Source organism: Halorubrum trueperi, from assembly GCF_042662525.1.
GTDB lineage: Archaea > Halobacteriota > Halobacteria > Halobacteriales > Haloferacaceae > Halorubrum > Halorubrum trueperi.
Map to the genome: position 1 here is coordinate 52,770 of NZ_JBHSXI010000002.1, position 18,738 is coordinate 71,507.

Here is an 18,738-nt window from a genome sequence, read left to right on the forward strand (position 1 = left end):
GATGTCGTCGTCGTGCGTCCGGGTGAAAAAATCCCGATGGACGGCGAGGTTCTTGACGGAGAGAGTGCTGTCAACCAGGCCCCCATCACAGGCGAGAGCGTGCCAGTGGACAAGACACCGGGTGACGAGGTGTACGCTGGCACAATCAACGAACAGGGCTATCTCGAAATCGAGGTCACCTCCGAAGCGGGCGATAACACACTCTCGCGCATCGTCCAGATGGTCGAAGACGCACAGTCCAACAAAACCGAACGCGAGCAGTTCGTCGAGCGGTTCTCATCATACTACACCCCCGTCGTCGTCGGCTTTGCGGTCCTGGTTGCAGTTGTCCCGCCGCTCCTATTCGGGGCATCGTGGCCGACGTTCATCGTCTACGGCCTCACGCTGCTTGTGCTTGCATGTCCCTGTGCGTTCGTTATTTCCACACCCGTCTCGGTGGTGTCGGGGATCACCAGCGCCGCGAAGAATGGTGTCCTCATCAAGGGCGGCAACCATCTCGAGGCGATGGGCGCGGTGGACGCCATTGCAATGGACAAGACCGGCACGATCACCAAAGGCGAACTCACCGTCACCGACGTCGTCCCGTTGAACGACAACAGTGAGGACGATGTTCTCCGCTGTGCCCGCGGGCTGGAATCACGGTCGGAACACCCCATCGGCGATGCAATCATCGAATTCGCCGAGGAGAGTGATATCGGAGCGCCGACAGTCGATGATTTCGATAGTATCACCGGGAAAGGCGTCGAAGCCTCTCTCGACGGCAAGAAACACTACGCAGGGAAACCGGGATTCTTCGAGGAACTCGGGTTCAATCTCGAACACGTCCACGCGACGACCGACGGCGGTGTCGTCACGACGAAGAGTCAGCAGATGTGTGAGCGCAACAACTGTCTCGACCTTCTTGAGGGGACGGTCCCCGAACTCCAATCACAAGGGAAGACTGTCGTCTTAGTCGGGACTGAGGACGAGATTGAGGGCGTGATCGCCGTGGCCGACGAGATTCGACCCGGAGCGAAGGCAGCGATCCAGCGGCTCCACGATCTCGGCGTTGAGCACATCGTTATGCTTACCGGTGACAACGAACGTACGGCCCGGGCGATTGCCGAGGAGGTCGGCGTCGACGAGTTCCGCGCAGAACTCCTGCCCGACGAGAAGGTCGAGGCGATCAAAGAGCTCGACGAACAGTACGACGGGGTCGCTATGATCGGCGACGGCGTTAACGACGCACCCGCGCTTGCGACGGCGACCGTGGGTATTGCGATGGGTGCCGCTGGAACGGATACTGCTCTCGAAACAGCAGACATCGCACTGATGAGCGACGACCTATCGAAGCTACCGTACCTCTACGAACTCTCGCACGACGCGAACAGCGTCATCCGGCAGAACATCTGGACGAGTCTGGGTGCGAAAGGACTCCTCGCACTCGGTGTGCCCTTCGGACTCGTCCCGATCTGGGCAGCTGTCCTTATCGGCGATGCTGGTATGACTCTTGGTGTCACCGGCAACGCGATGCGGCTCTCCAGAATCAAGCCAGATTCGTTACTGAACGAGTAATTAGCTTTATTGGTTATTAACATTCACCAGTTGGGGGGATGAAGCGCAGGTTTGGCGTCGTCGAGCGGTAAGCAACCGAATATTCGTCGAGCTCTGCCGCCTCTGCCGCGGCAGCTATAGCCGTCTCCCTATCTCCGATCCCGTCAGCCAAGCTGTTCTCGACGGCGGCAGCACCAGAGTAGACCTTCGCGTTGCTCAGATCAGTTCGAGACAGTGAGAGCCGAGAGCCACGCTCTGCGTACACGCTATCGATGAACGAGCGCTTGAGCGTCTCTACTTAGGCCCGGATGTCGTCACTAGTGAGGCCACCGACTTTATCAGGACCGATCGCCATAGGCAAGGGTACTCCGTCAGGTTGGGGGACTAGCGCGCGTACGCCGACGCTCCCGACGAGGCTTCCAGGTGTCACGTAGATCTCGTCGCTCGGCAGCACCGTGTAGTAACCTCCCGAGGCTGCGATGCTGCGGACGCTGGTAATGACTGGCTTCACGCGGGCAAGTCGCTTGACCGCCCGGTACTGTGATTCGCTTGCCGCGACGGCCCACCGCCGCTGTTGATGGGCAACACGACTGGATCAATCGAGCTGTTCTGCCGGACTGTACGTAGTTCGTGAGTCACATCGTCCGCGGAATTGCCGCTGATCGGCCCTTCAATCGTTACCACTGCGACGGTCCCACGATCGTCGTCCTCAAACAACGCCAATGAGGCTGTCGGACCGACCGCAGCACCGATCAGAAGAGCGGCAACAATAATAACTGTGTACGAGGTCAACAGCGTCTCGACTCGTTGATCAATCGGATTCGCCACGAGTTTAGATATCGAGTCACACAAGTAAAAAAACCGTGGCAACTCCAGAAATATGGGATTTGATAGATTCTATGTACGTTGCACTAGGAGACTGGCGCAGGGTTAAGGATCGATGGTGCCGATCACAGATCTCCGGCTAACGTCCAATATTAATCCCGTAGACGGTGGCAATACTGAAAATAGTCTTCACATCGTTGGCAAGCAGGAAACGATTACGGCTGTGGTCACCGATAAGGTCGTGGCAGCAATGCGATCATACATCCCGGATCGTGGGTGATTGGGAGGATCTCAGTCACTTTTCGTCGCCGCTTCTGGCTGTTCGACCGCGGGCTCACGCGGGAGATCGAGAGTGGCTTGGAGGTCATGATCCTCACCTGTGAGCAAGTAGAGTATATCCTCTAGGATGGTCAACGGTTCCGGGAGCTCGCGGACGACGAGGTAGGTGATCGCCATGAGCGCGACGACCGCCCCGAGTTGGCTGATGATGCGGTCGGAGATCAGAAACGACATCCGATGAGGGTCGGTTTCGCCGAACACAAACAGGATCGCCTCCGAGAACCAGTCCATCAACTGATTGCCGGTGACGATCGAAATGAAGGCGGTTCGAAACACGTTGATGCTTCTGATTACCGTGTTGGCCTTGGGGCTCGGTTCGGGCACGCGGGACATGCTCCGCGTGACCTTTGATATTTAAGCAGAAGATCGGTGTTCAGTCGTTCGATTGTAATGAATCACTCTTCAGTTACGGCCAATATGACGATTGGTGCGACTCGATTGGCGTCGTTTGTATGCCAACCAGTACGAGATCAGAAGCGTCACGACGAGGATCACGAGCTTCGCTTGCAGATGAGTGCATACTTCCGGAGGAGGCGGCCGGCTCGAAGGACTGCACCGCCGGGCAGATTGCCGACCGATTCGTGGTATCGTTCGAGCGAGTGGAGGAGGCGTAGGATCCTTGTCTCGGCTGCGACATCAGTGACGGCGCTTTCGTCGTTCTGTTCGTATCGACTGGGATACAAACCGTTTAGGGACGGTAGGAAAAGTATCCGAGTAGGGATACCCATGTACACAGAGACGGTGGATCCTAAACCCGTCGGAGGTGTGTGGGTGACTGACACCGACGACGCAGACGAGCCCGTCACGAACGCTACCGGTGACGCCGGCTCGGATCCGCGATTGACGATCGTCGTCCCCGTCGAGCCGTTGCCGACCCTCCGTGCGACAGTCGTGCACATCGTGGAGGCTGTCGTCGAAGGAAGTGAAGCCGACGGCGACGTCCCCCGTCGCGCCCGTGAGGGCACGCCGCGTCCCTCGCTGGTTCTCTATCGGGTGCCGCCCGCGTTACTGGCGATGTTCCTCGTCGCGGTCGCGCTCGGCTTCGGCGGCTACGCGCTGTTCAAGTGGTTCGACCCGGTCCTCATGGAGGTGTTCGCATGACTGACGTACCCATAACCGATCTACGCCCCCTACTGGCCGTCCTCGTCTCGTTCGTCGCGGCGTTCTTCATCGCCGCGTCGCACCGCTCCCCGAACGTCCGCGAGGGGTGGACGATCGCGGCGGCGGTCACGAAGTTCGCGATCGTCGCCTCGATGCTGCCGGCGGTCCTCGACGGCGCGGTGTTCGAGTGGTCGCTCGGCGCGTTCCTGCCCGGCGGCATCGAGTTCGTCCTGCGCGCCGACGCGCTCGGGATGCTATTCGCGTTCCTCGCGAGCGGGCTGTGGATCGTCACCTCCTTCTACAGCATCGGCTACATGCGCGGGAACGACGAGGTGAACCAGACCCGGTACTTCGCCGCGTTCGCGGTGTCGCTGTCGGCGACGATGGGGATCGCGTTCGCGGGCAACCTCGTGACGATCTTCGTCTTCTACGAGCTCCTCTCGATCGCGACGTACCCGCTCGTCGCCCACGACGAGACCGACGAGGCCCGCGCGGCCGGCCGGAAGTACCTCGCGTACACGATGTTCGGCGGCGGCGTGCTCGTCCTCGCCGGGACCGCCCTCGTCTACCTCATCGCCGGCAACGTCTCGTTCACGGCCGGCGGCATCGAGGAACTGGCGAACGCCGACCCCGGCCTCGCGATGCTCGCCTTCTTCCTGCTCGCGATCGGGTTCGGCGTGAAGGCCGGGATCATGCCGCTCCACCAGTGGCTCCCCGAGGCGATGGTCGCACCGACGCCCGTTTCCGGGCTGCTGCATGCGGTCGCGGTCGTCAAGTCCGGGGCGTTCGGCGTCTCGCGGGTCGTCCTCGACGTGTTCGGCCCAGAACTCGTCTTCGACCTCTCGCTCCCGTTCGGCTTCTCGGCCGGACTCGTCCTCTCGACCATCGGAGCGATCACGCTGACGGCGGCCTCGATCATCGCCCTGCGGAAGGACCACCTGAAACAGCGGCTCGCCTACTCGACGGTGAGCCAGCTGAGCTACATCATCCTCGGACTCGGCCTGTACGGCTGGTACGGGCTCGTCGGCGCGCTGCTGCACATCCCGGCGCACGCGTTCATGAAGCTCACCCTGTTCTTCTGTGCCGGGAACCTCCACGTCTCGACGCACACCGATTACATCTCCGAGATGGCGGGGATCGGCAAGCGGATGCCCCTGACGATGGGGGCCTTTACGGTCGCCTCGCTCGGGATGGCCGGAATCCCGCTGCTGGCCGGGTTCGTCAGCAAGTACTACATGCTGATCGGCGGGATTCGGATGGGCGCTCGGCTGACCCCGGTCGCCTACTACCTCGTCGGCGCGCTGCTGCTCTCCGGCGTGCTCAACATCGCGTACTTCTGGCCGGTGATCTACACGGCCTTCTTCGAGGCGGAGGACGCCCACGACGCGAAGCCGCTCGTCGACTTCCGGATGGGCGGCGAGACGCGGTCGACGCTGCCGGCGACCGATGGGGGCCGTCCGAAGGATGCCGACGACGACGTTGACGCTTGTAACGACGACGACCCCGACGTCGACGAGGTCGTCGAGAGTGCCGAGGGCGACTCGGCAATCGATGCCGAGGGAGCGGAGTCCACGGGCGACGACGCCGATGTCCCGGACGACTCGGACATCCCCGACGCGGAGATGGACGACCTCCCGACCGACGAAGACGGCGTGGTATGCCCGGACTTCGACACGAGCGACCGGGACTTCTCCGAGCCCGCAGAGCGCGTCGACACCGGCGATTACGCGGTCGACCAGCGCCCCTCCGACGCCGACGTTCCGTTTGGCGTGGGGCGCGGCGACGGCGATGACGGAGGCGATGAGACAGGGCATGATGCCCACGACACGAGCCATGACGATCACGCAGACCACGACAACCACGGCCACGCGGGCGGGCCGCCCGCGAGCGACTGGGAGCACATCGCGGGGCTCGACGCCCTCTGCGGGGGCGAGTCCACGTGGTTCACACTCGGGCCGATCCTCACCGCGATGAGCCTCGCGGTGCTGCTCGGCGTGATACCCTACGAGATGGGCTTCCTGGAGCTGATCGAGCTCATCGTCGACACGCGACTCCCCGAGGGGATGATGCGGCCGTGAACCCGATTCTCACCTCGGTGCCTCCGTACGTGCTGCTCGCCTTCGCCGCCCTCGCCGTGCTCGCGCTCCCGCGCCGGTCCGGTCACGCAGTGGCCGCGCTGGCGACGGCGTTCACCTTCGCGCAGGCCGTCCTGCTCGGCGACGGCGGCGCGGGGACGTACCTCGCGACACAGTTCCTCGGCTTCGACGTGGTCTTCTTCAACGTCGATCAGTTCTCGCTTTTGATGGGGGTCGTCGTCGGCTTCCTCGCGACCGCGGCGGTGCTGTACGCGTACGGCACCGAGGCGCCCACGTGGGTGACTGCGTTCGCGCTCATCTACGTCGCCTCGACGATCGGGACGATCTACGCCGGCGACTGGCTCACCCTGATCTTCTTCTGGGAGCTGATGGCCGTCACCTCGACGCTGCTGGTGTGGCAGTACGGCGGGGAAGCGGTGCGGGCCGGCTACCGCTACGCGCTGTTCCACGGCATCGGCGGGACATTCTTCCTCGGCGCGGTCGTCGTCCACGGCGCGGCGATGCTCGGGAGCGTGCCGGCCGGCGAGATATTCCTGTTCTCGTCGACGACCGGGATCCACGCCTCCGCGACGCTACTCGCCGCGATCGGGATCGGCGTCAACTGCGGGTTCATCTTCCTGCACACGTGGCTGCCGGACACCTACCCGCGCCCGCACGTCGCGGCGTCGGTGTTCCTCTCGGTGTTCACGACGAAGACCGCGGTGTACGTGATGTACCGTGCGTTCCCGGAGGGCGGGATGTGGCTCGCGTATCTCGGCGGGTTCATGGCCGTCTACGGCGCGTTCTTCGCGCTGCTGCAGTACGATCCGCGTCGCCTGCTGTCGTACCACATCCAGGCGCAGGTCGGCTACATGCTCGCCGGACTCGGGCTCGCGACTGCTGTCGGCGAGTTCGCCGTCACCGGCGGGTTCGCGCACCTGTTCAACAACGTCCTCTACAAGAGCCTCCTGTTCATGGCAGTCGGTGTCGTCGTCTACCGTACCGGCGTCGAGGACATCAGGGACATGGGCGGACTCTGGCGGGAGATGCCGATCACCTTTCTCGTCTACCTCGTGGGTGCGGCCTCGATTACCGCCGTTCCGGGGTTCAACGGGTTCATTTCGAAGGGGATGGTGATCTCCTCCGCCCACGAGGTCCACAACTTCGAGCTGCTGTTCGGCCAAGGGCTGCTGTGGTGGCTGCTGATCCTCGGCGGCGTGGGGACGTTCATGTCGTTCATCAAGCTCGGCTACTATATGTTCTTTCACGGGTCGGCGACGCTATCGCCGAAAGACGCGACGCCGTTCCAGACGGCGGGGATGCTCCTGGCGGGCGGCGCCTGTGTCTTCTTCGGCACGCCGCTCACCTACGGTTACCTCGTCGAACTGATGCCGTTCACTGCCGCGGTCGCGCCGGAACTGCACCCGTACAGCGCGAGCCACCTGACGGAGAGCGCGGCGCTACTCGTGACCGGCTTCGTCGGCTTCTTCGCGCTGAAGCGCCCGCTCGGCTGGCTCGCCCACCATATGCGCGACGTCGACGCGGTGACGTACCCGGCCGCATTCTACCTGAGCCGGGGAACAGTCTGGGGCGTCACGGAGCTGTGGGCTGCCGTCGACCGCGTCGTGATGCGGCTGGTCGCCGGCGTCAAGCGGACCGCGACGCACCCGCGAGCGGCCGTCTCGGCGCTCGGCGCCGACGTCGAGATCCGGGCGGGCATCGGTCGGAGCGTCCTCTTCTTGACGCTCGCGGCTGGTGTCGCGCTGCTCGTGTTCCTGCTCGGGTAGCGAGAGAGTTGAGCCGCCGGTTCGTGCATCTCACTCGTCCTCTTCGACAATTCGCCGATCCTGTTCGCTGAGCGAGAGGAAGACGATCACGCTGATGAACGGAACCACGAATCCGAACATTTCGCCGCTCTCTGCGCTGGTGTAGCGCATGAACAAAACCGAGGTCATACTCACGCAGAAAACGCCGACGTAGACCAGCGAATTGGCATCGGTGGCGTCGTTGTCAGAGCACATACGTCCCGGAAATTCTCGTAGCTCGTCTTGTTCCGTGATCGGTTGTCGTAGATCCGCGTCACTTGCTGTAGCATACGGTCTTCCATACCGTATGCCGCATATCTAGTCTGTTTGAATTCTGACTGCCTGCCATCATCTTCTGGTAGGTGACTTTCGCCGCCACTGATACATATACTCGTGTCCTCCCTTCGTATATAGAGCGTGACTGTAATGGCCGCGAGTGGGTCAACAGTATTACTCGCAGCATGTTTCAACGAAGCCGATATAAGGGTTATTCGAATTTCAAATTGCAACTTTCGATATGGTATAAACTCGCCGGGCCTTACGGTGCGACGGTTGCGGTGTCACCGGCTTCCGGATCAAACGGGAGGTTGATGACGAGTTCGTCAAACCAGACGACCGGACGTTTACTCTGGCCGTCTTCTTCAAAGAAGATGATGCCCAACTGGGCGAGCCGACTGAGTTCCTCGTGGACGTTCTTCACGTCCCGGTTGACAACCCGTGCGGTCTCGTTGATGCTGGATGGCTCTTCCCGACGGATGGCTTCGATGAGATCGAGGACGCGCGGGGTCAGCGTCCCCATGTTCGAGCGGTGGGAAACCGTTTTTGACGCCCCGTTCTGCGTGTTGAGCGTGCTCGGATCGGCATGGTCGTGGTCATGCCTGTGACTAGGCTCGTGAGACCCCTCTTCGTGTTCAGGGGTATGATCTATTGATTCACCACTTCCTGTCGTGGGAATCGTCGTCAGGTGAGATCATCACTAGCCGCTACAAGTTTATTAACTCGGCTGCTATAAATCGCTCATTCACTACCAATGTTTAATATACATACAAAGTTGAACTCTGTGTTTCCCCCATCTCAAACGCAGACCTAGGTACGGTTTGCTCGATACTCACCGTGTTTGGTCCCGAGAAGAGGTGTAAGGACTCCGAACACGATGAGGCCGACACTCGCCATCATGACTATACTGGTGGTCATCGGATACATAATCGTCTCATCAATAATGATGGCGAGCAGGGCCACGAACGTGATCACCGTTTTCGTTGTATTGAATTCCTTCTCCAGTTTGTTACTCAAACTCAATCACAGGTTGTTTCCGATGTCTCGGCTGTCGACATTTTAGGACGGGTATTCTTCCGAACGAAACCCTATCAGAGAAGCGCGCCAACAAGACACGGTAGTTTGGGATTCGTTGTACTTCTTGGTATTGTAATAGTTCTCTCGCGACTTGATCAAGCTGTCCAGATGTATTTTATACTATCACCAAATATATTTATATGATTGGACACCTTCTTTGTACTATGTGTATTTACTGTAACGCCTATGGAGAAGAACACTCCGATGAGGAAAGTGAGACGTCAGTGCCCAAAACCACCGATACACCCAATACTTCCTCAGACCAGCATACTGTTCAACAACAGTCTGAGGGAATTCTCTCCCGGATTCGCACCTCGTTAGTGAACCTATTTTGATTGACTACCTCTATGTATCAGGTACTTCATAGCACGATCGAACACGAAGATGATTCGAGAACTACACCAGCACCATCTCTGTTTTGAGCGCGTCACCACCTACTAACAGTTCTGATCGAATGGAATACGAAGGAGCAGCCGTGCCACGGAGTGGATCGCCAGAAGATACCTCAGACTAATTTGGGCATCCGTTTCTAACGACTGGCCGTCTCGATCTTCACCGGTGAGGATCAGTAGTGAGACAACACCGGGTAACGCCAGCGGTAGAGAGTGATTCTTTTCTATGGTTTCGGTTTCGCTTGGAATTTGAAAATCTAAACTCTAGTTGACATGAATAGGAATATTTCGTCATCGAAATACTAACATGGTTCTGAGCCCGCTATTGCCATTTATTCTACCCGAATTGTCCCAACCATTCCAGAACTTTCATGCGGAATACAACAGTACCCGTACGTTCCGGGTTGATCGAACGTGTGCTCGTAGTTCTCTCCCGGGGCGATGAGTCCCTCAGTAACCCGGTTCCTCGCAGCACGCTCTGACTCGAAGCCACCACTTGCGAAGTACACGGCCTCGGCCGGAATCCCGCCTTCGTACGCTGTGACCGTGTGCTGGATGTCGCTCTCGTTCGTCCACATCACTGTCCCACCGGTTTCGATCGTCGCAGTCTTCGGCTCAAACGTGTGATCGTCGGGCATCGTGACGGTCAGGGTCGACGGTGACTGTCCGTTCAAACATCCGGCGGTGCTGAGCGTCGCCAAGGCGGCAGTACTGAGTCGCAACACCGTCCGTCGATTGTGGAATTTGAGTGTCATTGGAACAGAGATGAGTGGTGCCTATCAGAGCGCCACGAAGAGGTCGGTCACGTACATCACGCCGAGGCCGAGCAGGAACGCGAGCAGGTTCGTGGCGCTGGCCACGCGACCGCCTGCATCCCGAACCATTCCCGCGATCTCCCAGTTGACCTGTAAGATTGCACCAACCCCGATCGCGAGGAAGAAGGCGCCGATCGTCGGTGAGTACGCGAGACTACCGATCCACCCGCCGAGGATGACGGGGGCACCGGCGATGACACCGAGCGCGGCGAAGTGCCTGAACGACGGGCGCTCTCCGCGGGCGACCGGTGCAACGACGGCCGGGCCTTCCGTCACGTTGTGGAGCATGAACCCGATCACGAGGAACGCGCCGAGCGACACACGCCCGAGTGCGAACGAACTCCCGATCGCCAGCCCTTCCGCGAGGTTGTGCAGGCCGATCCCGACCGCGACCAGATAGGCGATCCAGAGACCGCTACTCGCCCGACTGTCACCGGCGGCGACACGGCCCTTGCGCCACGCGCTGATTGCCTGAACGAGAGTGAGTGCGCCGAGGATCCCGAAGACGACCAAGAGGTTGCCCTCGTACGCGCCCGGAACCCGTTGAGCAAGTTCGAACGCCTCGAACCCGGCGTCGAACGCCAAGAAGCCGAGGACGCCAGCCGCGAACAAGAGCACGGCGTGCAGCCACCGATCGCTCATCGTCTTGATGTAGGGGAACCAGAGCATCCCTAATGCGACCGGGATCACGCCGACGAACAGCCCGATGACTGCAAGCGTCCAGAGCAGACTGAGGCTAAATCCGGGTGCCTGATTCGGAGCGACGATCGTATTCTCGAATGTCGCCCCGTCAGAGAGTACGAGGGCGACGTTGAGATCCCATCCCGGATTCCAGTGATACGGGATCACGATCTGTGCGCTTTCCATCGGGGCGAGCGTTTGGTCGCCACCGGCTCCTTCGACCTGAAAATTCCAGTAGGCCTCATCGACGAGGACCTGTGCTATCGTCACGGAATCGGGCCCGTTGTTCGTTACGTGTAACACGACCGTTCCGTCGCTCGGAAGCGTTGTGTGTGTGATCGTCACGTCGGGAAGCGGTTCACCGCTCTCGCTCTGAATACTGGCGAGTGGTGACGTAAACGCGAACACACCCAAGACGAGCACGAGCAATACGATCGGAAGTATCGCGCTGACCCATCGCGGTAGTCCGAGCGGCTGTGTGACCTCGTTTTCAGTAGATACACCACTGTCCGCCGTCGGTTTCTGTGTCTTATCCGGCATGTTAGACCACCTCGAAAAAGCTCATCCAGCCGAGTTCGGCGAACTCGGACTGGTGGGCGTGGAACATGTACAGCCCGGGTTCGTGGTCCGAGTAGTCGAGCTCGATGATACCGCGCTGCGCCTGCGTCTGCATGATCGTGTCCACGGTCTTGCGCGTCGGTGTCAGCGTCGTCCCGTGATCATAGTAATCGAAGAACTGCGAGTGCGTGTGGAACGAGTTGATGAGGTCGAACTCAGTCGCATTGGAGAGGTACACGCGTTGCCGTTCGTTCTTGTCGATCTGGATGGGACGCTTCGTCTCGCCGGCTGTCCAGTTGCCGGTGCCGTCGGTACTACCGACCCCGTATGCGAACGCCCGTGTGTTCGCCGCGTAGACCTCGTTCCCGCCGTCGAAGTTGGTGTCGAACGAGTTCATCACCATGACCATCTCGTTGACGGCGTCGTTTTCGGCGTACTCGTGGTTCCGGCTCTTCGCCTCTTCGACGAACCGCGTCCGCATGTCGTCGGTAATCGGGCCGGGATAATTGACGTAATCGCGTGGATTCTCCCTGACGCGTTCGGGGTCCGGATCGACGATGATCGTGCCGTAGAGTCCGCGGTGGATGTGTTCTTTCAGCGGGAGCGAGTGGCAGTGATAGAAGTGCGTACCGGCTGGTTGGGCAATCCACTCGTAGGTGAATGATTCTCCCGTATCGAGCACACCCGGCCCGTTCTGGGGGATCCCATCCATTCGCGGGTTAAGGTTCTTCAGATGCGGATGGATCGTGTGAGCGTGCCGTCCGAGGTTCGTGAATTTGACGCGAATTAGGTCGCCCTCAACAGCACGGATCGTGGGGCCCGGCACCTGACCGTTGAATGCCCACGCTTGGAACTCGACGCCCGGCGCGATGGTGATCGTTGTGTCGACCGCGGTGAATTCGAACTCCCGTACGGTTCGACCATCCTCCTCGTAGACCTGCTGCGGAACGTTATCCTGCCCGCTGTCTCCGGTATTGAACGCGGTGAGGAACTCGTGCGGATCGAAGTCCAAATCTCGGTATTCGCCCACCGCACCGAAGTTACCGTGTGTATCATCGCCCTCGTGGCCGGGTGACGCACTTGCACGTGAACTCCCGAGTCCAACGGCGGCACTTCCCGCGACACCAAGACTGCCGAGTACCGTGCGACGACTGACGCTCGTTTCACCGGTGAGTGATTCAACCAAACGCTGTTCGAGTCGTTTGGTGACATCTGCCGCACTCTCGTAATCTATCGAGGGCATGATCTCCTCGACGGGTTGACTATTCGGATACCCATATGTGATAGTGGATGATCCCAATATATAAATTAGACCCATCTAAACTTTGAGTAGATCTAAACTAAAAATGGACTAGCAGACTTCCGAGCTTCTCAGTGAGAACTCTGTGTGAGAGATTGGGTGGATATGGAACGTGCGACTTCTTCGGGTAGCGCAACCGGACCATCTCCGTTATCAGGGTCAAGTGTGACCATTCCGAATGGCGCAATCTCGACAACATCTACGACAGTTCCGGGATGAATCCCATGTTTGGACAGGTACCGGAGGAGATCTGGATCGGTGTCCGGAACCCGTACGATCTGAACGCTGTCACCCACTTGATGATCAGCAAGACGTTCACCATCCTTTGCTCCCGATACATCCAGATCCGCGGTGGGAATTGGGTCGCCATGCGGGTCAACCGCTGGTTGTCCTAGCTGCTCTGCAATCCGGTCGGCAAACTTACTGCTGATGTGGTGTTCGAGGCGATCTGCTTCGTCGTGTACCTCTGCCCAATCATACTCGAGGTGGTCCGTCAGATATCGTTCTAACAGTCGGTGATGGCGAATGATTTCGAGAGCAATAGGAACCCCAGTATCAGTGAGCTCAACTCCCTTGTAGGGCTCGTACTGCACGAAATCACGCTCTGATAATTTTTTCATCATACTGGTAACCGTCGATTGCTCTACGTCGATATACTCAGCGAGCACCGAAGTTCGTACCCGGCCGTCTGTTTCGTTCTGAAGAGAATAGATCGCTTTGAGATAGTCCTCCATGATCGCGCTCAACATTGGAAAAGAATTAGACATGGCTAAATTTATAATTTTCTTCATCTGTGTTACTTGGAGTGTCAATTATCAATGGTGTCTCGCTAGAATTCGGTTAGATCGTGTATCCGTTTGTTTCCTTGCTTGAGGGTTGAATACCATCTCTCTGATGTCTAAAGGCGTTCCGGCAGTACAAGGGCCGGAATCCTGCATGAAAAACTTCGAACCTATATATAGCGGACAAGCAAAGTTCACCATAAAATGTCAGACCTGATCGTCAAAGCAGCTGTGAAGGATGCACTGTCGGACCACAACGTCTCGGCCGATTTCTACAACTCCCTCAACGAGGAGGTCGCCGATCTCCTCGATGACGCCGCCGAGCGTGCCGAATCGAACGACAGGAAGACGGTCCATCTCCGCGACCTGTAGCTCCGGATTTCGCGAGGTCGACACAGAGATCGCGGACGACGTCGAGCGAATCAAGACGCTGATCGAGCAGCTGGAAACCGGTGAGATTTCGATCTCGGATGGAGAGGAGATTTTTCAAGTGGGACAAGACCGACTTGCGAAGCTCCGCGAACTCGTCGTCGATAGAGATGGTGAGATCAAAGAGTTAGAATGACAAGTTCGCTCACGAAGAATTAACCAACGAAACCCAATATCTCACCTGTGCTGTTGGTTAAGATGGTTCGATGTTATCTTCGGGCCAAATACCCCCGAGACATTCATAGATTAGCAACATTCTCCATATACAGAAAATATTTATTCCTCACCAAATTTTCCCATAATGTGTACCACGACTCCGTTGGTGCATACCCATACTCGCACGTATGATAACTCGGTCAGTTACCATCGAAGACATCGATGACCTGTACCTGATGTGGAACGACCACATCAACGCTTCCGCCCTCTATCGCCGCACCCTCCGCGAGGAAATGGAAGTCCGCGACGTCGACCCCGACGACCTCCGTGACCTCCTCGAACGGGCTCGCGAGCTGGGCCACACGAAAGAAGAAATCGTCGACGAGACCAATCGGTACGCCGATCTGAAGACACTCGTCGAAGACGCAGAGGAATAACCCGCAATGTCACAGGACAGTACACCCTCCGAGACGCCTGAGAATCGCACTGACAGTCAGTCCACGGCAGTGAGCAAAGTCTCCAGACAAGCCGTCCTTACAGTTGCGCTGTTGAGTCTGTTCGCTGTCCAGCCCGTCGCAGCACAGACCAGCGCTGTTTGCAGCGCGGACAACCTACCGAGTATGATTGAGGGCTTCTTCCAGCTGACCACTGGACTCGGCATCGTCGGCCTTGCCGTGGTCTGGCAGGCCGACTCCCTCATCGAGATGTTCACCCTGAACCCTGAGCAAAAGAAGGGCCTCAAGCGCCACAAGCGCTCGGCGATGAAGTCCGCCGTCGTCCTCGTTGTTCTCGGCCCGCTGTACACCGTTGCGGGGTCGATGATGGGGCTGCCGCTGGCACAGTGTGTTGACCTCGTCCCCTGGTAAGTCACTCTACCATCCCCGTCGCGAGCCCATGGAACAACGAGAGCTCTCCGTGCTCATGGCCGCCCTGTTCGTGACGAGCCTAGTCACGGGTGTCGTCGCAGCCGATCCACCACGCCCGGGTACTGAGGGGAACGGCCTTTCTGAGAACGAGTCAGCGACGCTCTGGTCTCGCGATGCGGATAACTATATCAGTCAAGAAGAGTACCGCCAGCGCTACGGAGAGGACCGCACGTCCGTCCATCAGCTCGCGAATGGGACAGACATCACGTTCAAGCGGCCGCCTTCAACCGCCGCAACGTGGACTCGAAACGATTTCGGCGACCTCGAAGCCGGTGGGTCAGATACGTCAGTTCATCCGCCTCACGCATCCCTCGAAGACGGTGTCTTCATCGAAGACGCCCATGCGACAGTGTTTGCGGTTCAGCCGTCGACTCGTGGTCACCTCGAGTCCGGTGATACCCCACTCTACATCGCACCGAATGGGACGATGCGTGGGTTCGTCGATTACCGGGTCCGTGTTCCAAATGGGAGTTCCTCCGGGAACAGGACCATCGAGTGGTCGCTTACGGAACACGAGATCGAGGAAGTTCGGCTGCAGAAAGACGGGGAGACCATCGCGAGGACTGATGGGTCGCACACGCCGGCCATCAACTACCAGATCACCGACGACTGGAGTGCAACCCTCACTCTCGAAGCAGAGATCCACGTTCGGCTGAAGAAGACGATACGGACCGACGTGGGCGGCGGAACCAACGTCGACGTCGTCTATCGTGAGGAGACGCGAAACGTTTCGGACTCGGTCGATGTCGAGATATACGACCTCTCTGCGTACCCCTACTACGCCGAGTACCCCAACGGCGATGCTGGCGTGGCTATCTTCCAGTCTCGTCCGTGGCAAGGGTACACACTCACCGACGAGGGGAACGCGAGCGTACGCGGTGTCTGGCGGTTTTACACGGCCCGCAACACCAACTGGGATACGCTCGTCAGGTCGAACCGAACCGACAGCGCCGAAGTCGAGTCCGATGCGATCCCCGTGTACGTCCACGCGTATCCGTCCCGAATCGGACCACGAGCTGAGCCCGTCCGGGACGGCCCCAAAATCATCGACACCTGGGGAACGGAACGCCCCTCCCCGCTGGAGACTATCGGCGAGAACGTCAACGTCGAGATCGTAAATCAGTCCTACGAGACGACGTACGGTGTCGCCGTCCGCGCCGAGAACGTCGACAGAGAAGCACTCCACGTCGCAGGCATCGTTCGCGGTGTGAACGCGTCTATCGTCGAGCCCGATGCCGGTTCTGAACGGCAACTTCGTCGTAGCAATCTCACCGTCGAGGTTCTCCAGCAAAACGAATCACAGGCGACGCTTCGGATTGAGCTACGTGACAACCAGACTGGCGCACCGATCGTCCTCAACGATAGCGCCCGCCGGTATCCTATCGGTGGCATCTCACGTGATGGCTACATCACCATCGCCAATCGGGAGGTCGAGACCAACGCCTCTGGCGTAGCCATCGTGACGATCACTGAACCCGGTATCTACACCGCTCGGTATCATCCAGGGTCGTGGCTCGGACACAATCCGGCCTACGTGAGTGATACGGCGACCGCCCGGTGGCATCCACTCGGAACCATCGACGGCTGGTTCGCGTTCATCTTCGAGGTCGGCTGGCAGTTCATTCCCTTCTTCGTAATGTTCTACGCGGGACGCCGTCTCCTCCGGATGCTCGGCCCAGAAGACATCTTCCAACAAGATCCATAGCCCATGACACAGAATTACCCACACATCAGTAGGCGAAACGCCCTCCGAACAGTCGCAGGCGCCGCGCTTGTGAGCGTGGCTGGCTGTCTGAACAACGGTGATAGCTCCGGAACTCCCGGTGACGGGACAACCGATTCAGAGAGCAAGGGGCCACTCAAGCGAGTCGCTGTCGACGGGACGACACTCGTCGTCGAGCTCTCGCCCGAAGCCGACGTCGACCAGGTCAACCTCATCCAACCTAATGGAGAGCTGTTCGGAAAGCGTGACGTGGCCGCAGGGGCCCAACAGGTATCGTACGAGATCGGAACCACGTACGAGCCCGGAGAGTACCGCGTGGTCGCTCTGAAAGGTGAGGAGACAGTCGTAGAAATTACGAGGAGTATCGAACCGGCAATCCAGATTCGAGACGTTGGACTCTACCGAAACAATCCTGACAAGCCATGGGATGAGGTCTACGGTGAAAGCAAAACTGACTCGAAGAAGAATGGAGAGGCATTTGTTACTATTCAGAACTCCGGGAACGGACCAGATGCGGTCGTTGAGCTCCGGTTTACTGGAGATGTCCCTAACCCTGTCGAAGATCCCCGCGGAAGTGGAATCTATGAAAAAGACAGCGTTGTGATTCCAGCAGGTGAGACAGTAGATCTCTTCAGTGATTCATTCCCATTCGGTTCGGAAATTGGTGACGAGGGTATGGGCTGTTCGACTGATGGAAACAGTGGGAAGTTCACGGTCGGGTTAGAAACTCGAGTCATTGGCCAAGAAGTCACAAAATCGTACAATGTAGAGTACACTGACTCTGACGAAATGCAAAACTGCGAAATCACAATCAGTGAGGCTTGATCATGGTTGATCTAATCGACGTTGTCTTAGAGGGGTTCAAAGACGTCGTTGACTGGATTATCGGCCTCTTCATGGATGGCCTGACGACGGGATACAACAAGCTCACCGAGGAGATGTTTGGGACCCCCACTCCTCAGACGGATGGAGCATTCGTCTTCGGGGAACCGACGAACGCACCCTGGTCAACGATTCAGGATGCACTCGTCGGTGGCGAAATAATGCTCATCGCGTTGCTGCTGCTCGTGATGAGCGTACAAGGGCGTCATACCATCCGAATATTCAATATCGGTAGTGCATACGAAGCGAGGAAAACAAAGAAAACTGCGTGGGTTGGTGCGTTTCTGATTATTGTCTGGTATTGGGTCGGTGTCCTCACGCTCTACATTGTTGATGGATTCTCGATTGCTCTGATGCCCGGTATGGCTTCGCTTCGTAACGCTATGTTGGGATTCCTCAGCGTGACGCTGACCAATCCTGGGTTATCGCTGTTGTTTGCGCTGATCGGAGGCATCTCAATGTGGGCACTAGAGGCCCTGTTTTACATCCGTGAGATTCTCCTCTATGTCTATCTCTACGGAATGCCGATTGCGATCGCCCTTGGGTATGGAAATATACCAATTGTCTCTGATATCGCCATGGGGTTCTGCAAGCGGTTTGTCCCCCTTGCCGTCCTACCACTACCAGCATCGATAGTATTCAAAGGCTATGACCTGATATACGGTGGCGGGACGCTCACTCCTGAGACTGCCTTTCTCAAGTTCCTAGTTGCTGCTTCTCTACCACTGGTTGCGCTCTACATAACCTGGAAGACGTTCAAGTACGCGACTCCGTTGACTGCCAAGGTCGTAGGTGGTGCGACGAAGGGAGCTGCCCTCGTCGGCGGTGTCGCAGCCGGTGCGTATGTCGGCGGTGCTGGCGTCGCGACGACGGCAGCACGATGGGGGCCAAAAGCGGCTGCTGGTCACGCTGTCGCACAGAAAGCAGCTGCTCGAGGAGGCCACAGCGGCGGGGACAGCGATCCTCCTTCATATCGCCGGACTGAGAACGATCCAAGCGGAGCAACGACAGAGGCATCGAGCACTGATCGTGGAATGGAGTTTGATCGAGGAATCCACTAACA

The 18,738-nt window shown here is 58.5% G+C and carries 16 protein-coding genes and 2 pseudogenes; 10 read left to right on the top strand and 8 right to left on the bottom strand.

The window, feature by feature from the left end; all coding sequences use genetic code 11:
• Positions 1–1,554: heavy metal translocating P-type ATPase (locus ACFQEY_RS04495; RefSeq protein WP_379765153.1), on the top strand; the 1,554-nt coding region annotated here is incomplete at its 5' end.
• Between the two features lie 16 nt (positions 1,555–1,570).
• Here the strand turns inward: ACFQEY_RS04495 and ACFQEY_RS04500 are convergent.
• Positions 1,571–2,044 (bottom strand): annotated as a pseudogene (locus ACFQEY_RS04500) (S49 family peptidase).
• Positions 2,045–2,649: 605 nt separating this feature from the next.
• A complete protein-coding gene (gene artA / locus ACFQEY_RS04505) occupies positions 2,650–2,973 on the bottom strand; it encodes an archaeosortase A (RefSeq protein WP_241659218.1) in 324 nt (107 codons plus the stop codon).
• Between the two features lie 495 nt (positions 2,974–3,468).
• Here artA and ACFQEY_RS04510 point away from each other — a divergent pair, with 495 nt between their 5' ends.
• Genes ACFQEY_RS04510 through ACFQEY_RS04520 form a run of 3 tightly spaced genes read left to right on the top strand, consistent with a single transcriptional unit; the run spans position 3,469 to position 7,660 of the window.
• Positions 3,469–3,798: a hypothetical protein gene (locus tag ACFQEY_RS04510; protein WP_058365394.1), complete on the top strand. Its 330-nt coding sequence runs from the start codon at positions 3,469–3,471 to the stop codon at positions 3,796–3,798.
• A complete protein-coding gene (locus ACFQEY_RS04515; RefSeq protein WP_144800181.1) occupies positions 3,795–5,876 on the top strand; it encodes a cation:proton antiporter in 2,082 nt (693 codons plus the stop codon). Before ACFQEY_RS04510 ends, ACFQEY_RS04515 begins: the two co-directional genes overlap by 4 nt.
• Positions 5,873–7,660 carry a Na(+)/H(+) antiporter subunit D gene (locus ACFQEY_RS04520; RefSeq protein WP_058365967.1) on the top strand — a complete coding sequence of 596 codons (1,788 nt, stop codon included), beginning with the start codon at positions 5,873–5,875 and terminating at the stop codon, positions 7,658–7,660. Before ACFQEY_RS04515 ends, ACFQEY_RS04520 begins: the two co-directional genes overlap by 4 nt.
• Positions 7,661–8,216: 556 nt before the next feature.
• Here ACFQEY_RS04520 and ACFQEY_RS04525 read toward each other — a convergent pair.
• From ACFQEY_RS04525 to ACFQEY_RS04545, 6 genes and pseudogenes are all read right to left on the bottom strand, one after another.
• Positions 8,217–8,477 (bottom strand): annotated as a pseudogene (locus ACFQEY_RS04525) (HVO_A0114 family putative DNA-binding protein); the annotation flags it as partial.
• A gap of 287 nt (positions 8,478–8,764) precedes the next feature.
• Positions 8,765–8,977, bottom strand: coding sequence for a DUF7333 family protein (locus tag ACFQEY_RS18755; protein WP_449271523.1), 213 nt, complete (start codon positions 8,975–8,977; stop codon positions 8,765–8,767).
• A 778-nt stretch (positions 8,978–9,755) separates the two neighbouring features.
• Positions 9,756–10,178, bottom strand: coding sequence for a cupredoxin domain-containing protein (locus ACFQEY_RS04530; protein WP_058365969.1), 423 nt, complete (start codon positions 10,176–10,178; stop codon positions 9,756–9,758).
• A 24-nt stretch (positions 10,179–10,202) separates the two neighbouring features.
• Positions 10,203–11,459, bottom strand: coding sequence for a ZIP family metal transporter (locus ACFQEY_RS04535; protein ID WP_058365970.1), 1,257 nt, complete (start codon positions 11,457–11,459; stop codon positions 10,203–10,205).
• 1 nt (position 11,460) lies between these two features.
• A complete protein-coding gene (locus tag ACFQEY_RS04540) occupies positions 11,461–12,720 on the bottom strand; it encodes a multicopper oxidase domain-containing protein (RefSeq protein ID WP_058365976.1) in 1,260 nt (419 codons plus the stop codon).
• Between the two features lie 128 nt (positions 12,721–12,848).
• Positions 12,849–13,526 (bottom strand): metal-dependent transcriptional regulator, encoded by a 678-nt coding sequence (locus ACFQEY_RS04545; protein WP_080508389.1) that lies wholly within the window; start codon positions 13,524–13,526, stop codon positions 12,849–12,851.
• Between the two features lie 237 nt (positions 13,527–13,763).
• Between ACFQEY_RS04545 and ACFQEY_RS04550 the strand changes: the two genes are divergently transcribed.
• From ACFQEY_RS04550 to ACFQEY_RS04575, 6 genes are all read left to right on the top strand, one after another.
• A complete protein-coding gene (locus ACFQEY_RS04550; RefSeq protein WP_058365971.1) occupies positions 13,764–13,931 on the top strand; it encodes a hypothetical protein in 168 nt (55 codons plus the stop codon).
• A 401-nt stretch (positions 13,932–14,332) separates the two neighbouring features.
• Complete coding sequence (locus tag ACFQEY_RS04555; protein ID WP_058365972.1) at positions 14,333–14,581, top strand: hypothetical protein; 249 nt, start codon at positions 14,333–14,335, stop codon at positions 14,579–14,581.
• Positions 14,582–14,587: 6 nt separating this feature from the next.
• Positions 14,588–15,010, top strand: a complete 423-nt coding sequence (locus ACFQEY_RS04560; protein WP_058365973.1) for a hypothetical protein — start codon at positions 14,588–14,590, stop codon at positions 15,008–15,010.
• Between the two features lie 28 nt (positions 15,011–15,038).
• A complete protein-coding gene (locus ACFQEY_RS04565; RefSeq protein WP_058365974.1) occupies positions 15,039–16,775 on the top strand; it encodes a DUF8186 domain-containing protein in 1,737 nt (578 codons plus the stop codon).
• A 3-nt stretch (positions 16,776–16,778) separates the two neighbouring features.
• Positions 16,779–17,618, top strand: coding sequence for a hypothetical protein (locus tag ACFQEY_RS04570; protein ID WP_144800180.1), 840 nt, complete (start codon positions 16,779–16,781; stop codon positions 17,616–17,618).
• Between the two features lie 2 nt (positions 17,619–17,620).
• Positions 17,621–18,736 (top strand): TrbL/VirB6 family protein, encoded by a 1,116-nt coding sequence (locus tag ACFQEY_RS04575; protein ID WP_058365372.1) that lies wholly within the window; start codon positions 17,621–17,623, stop codon positions 18,734–18,736.
• Positions 18,737–18,738: the final 2 nt, after the last annotated feature.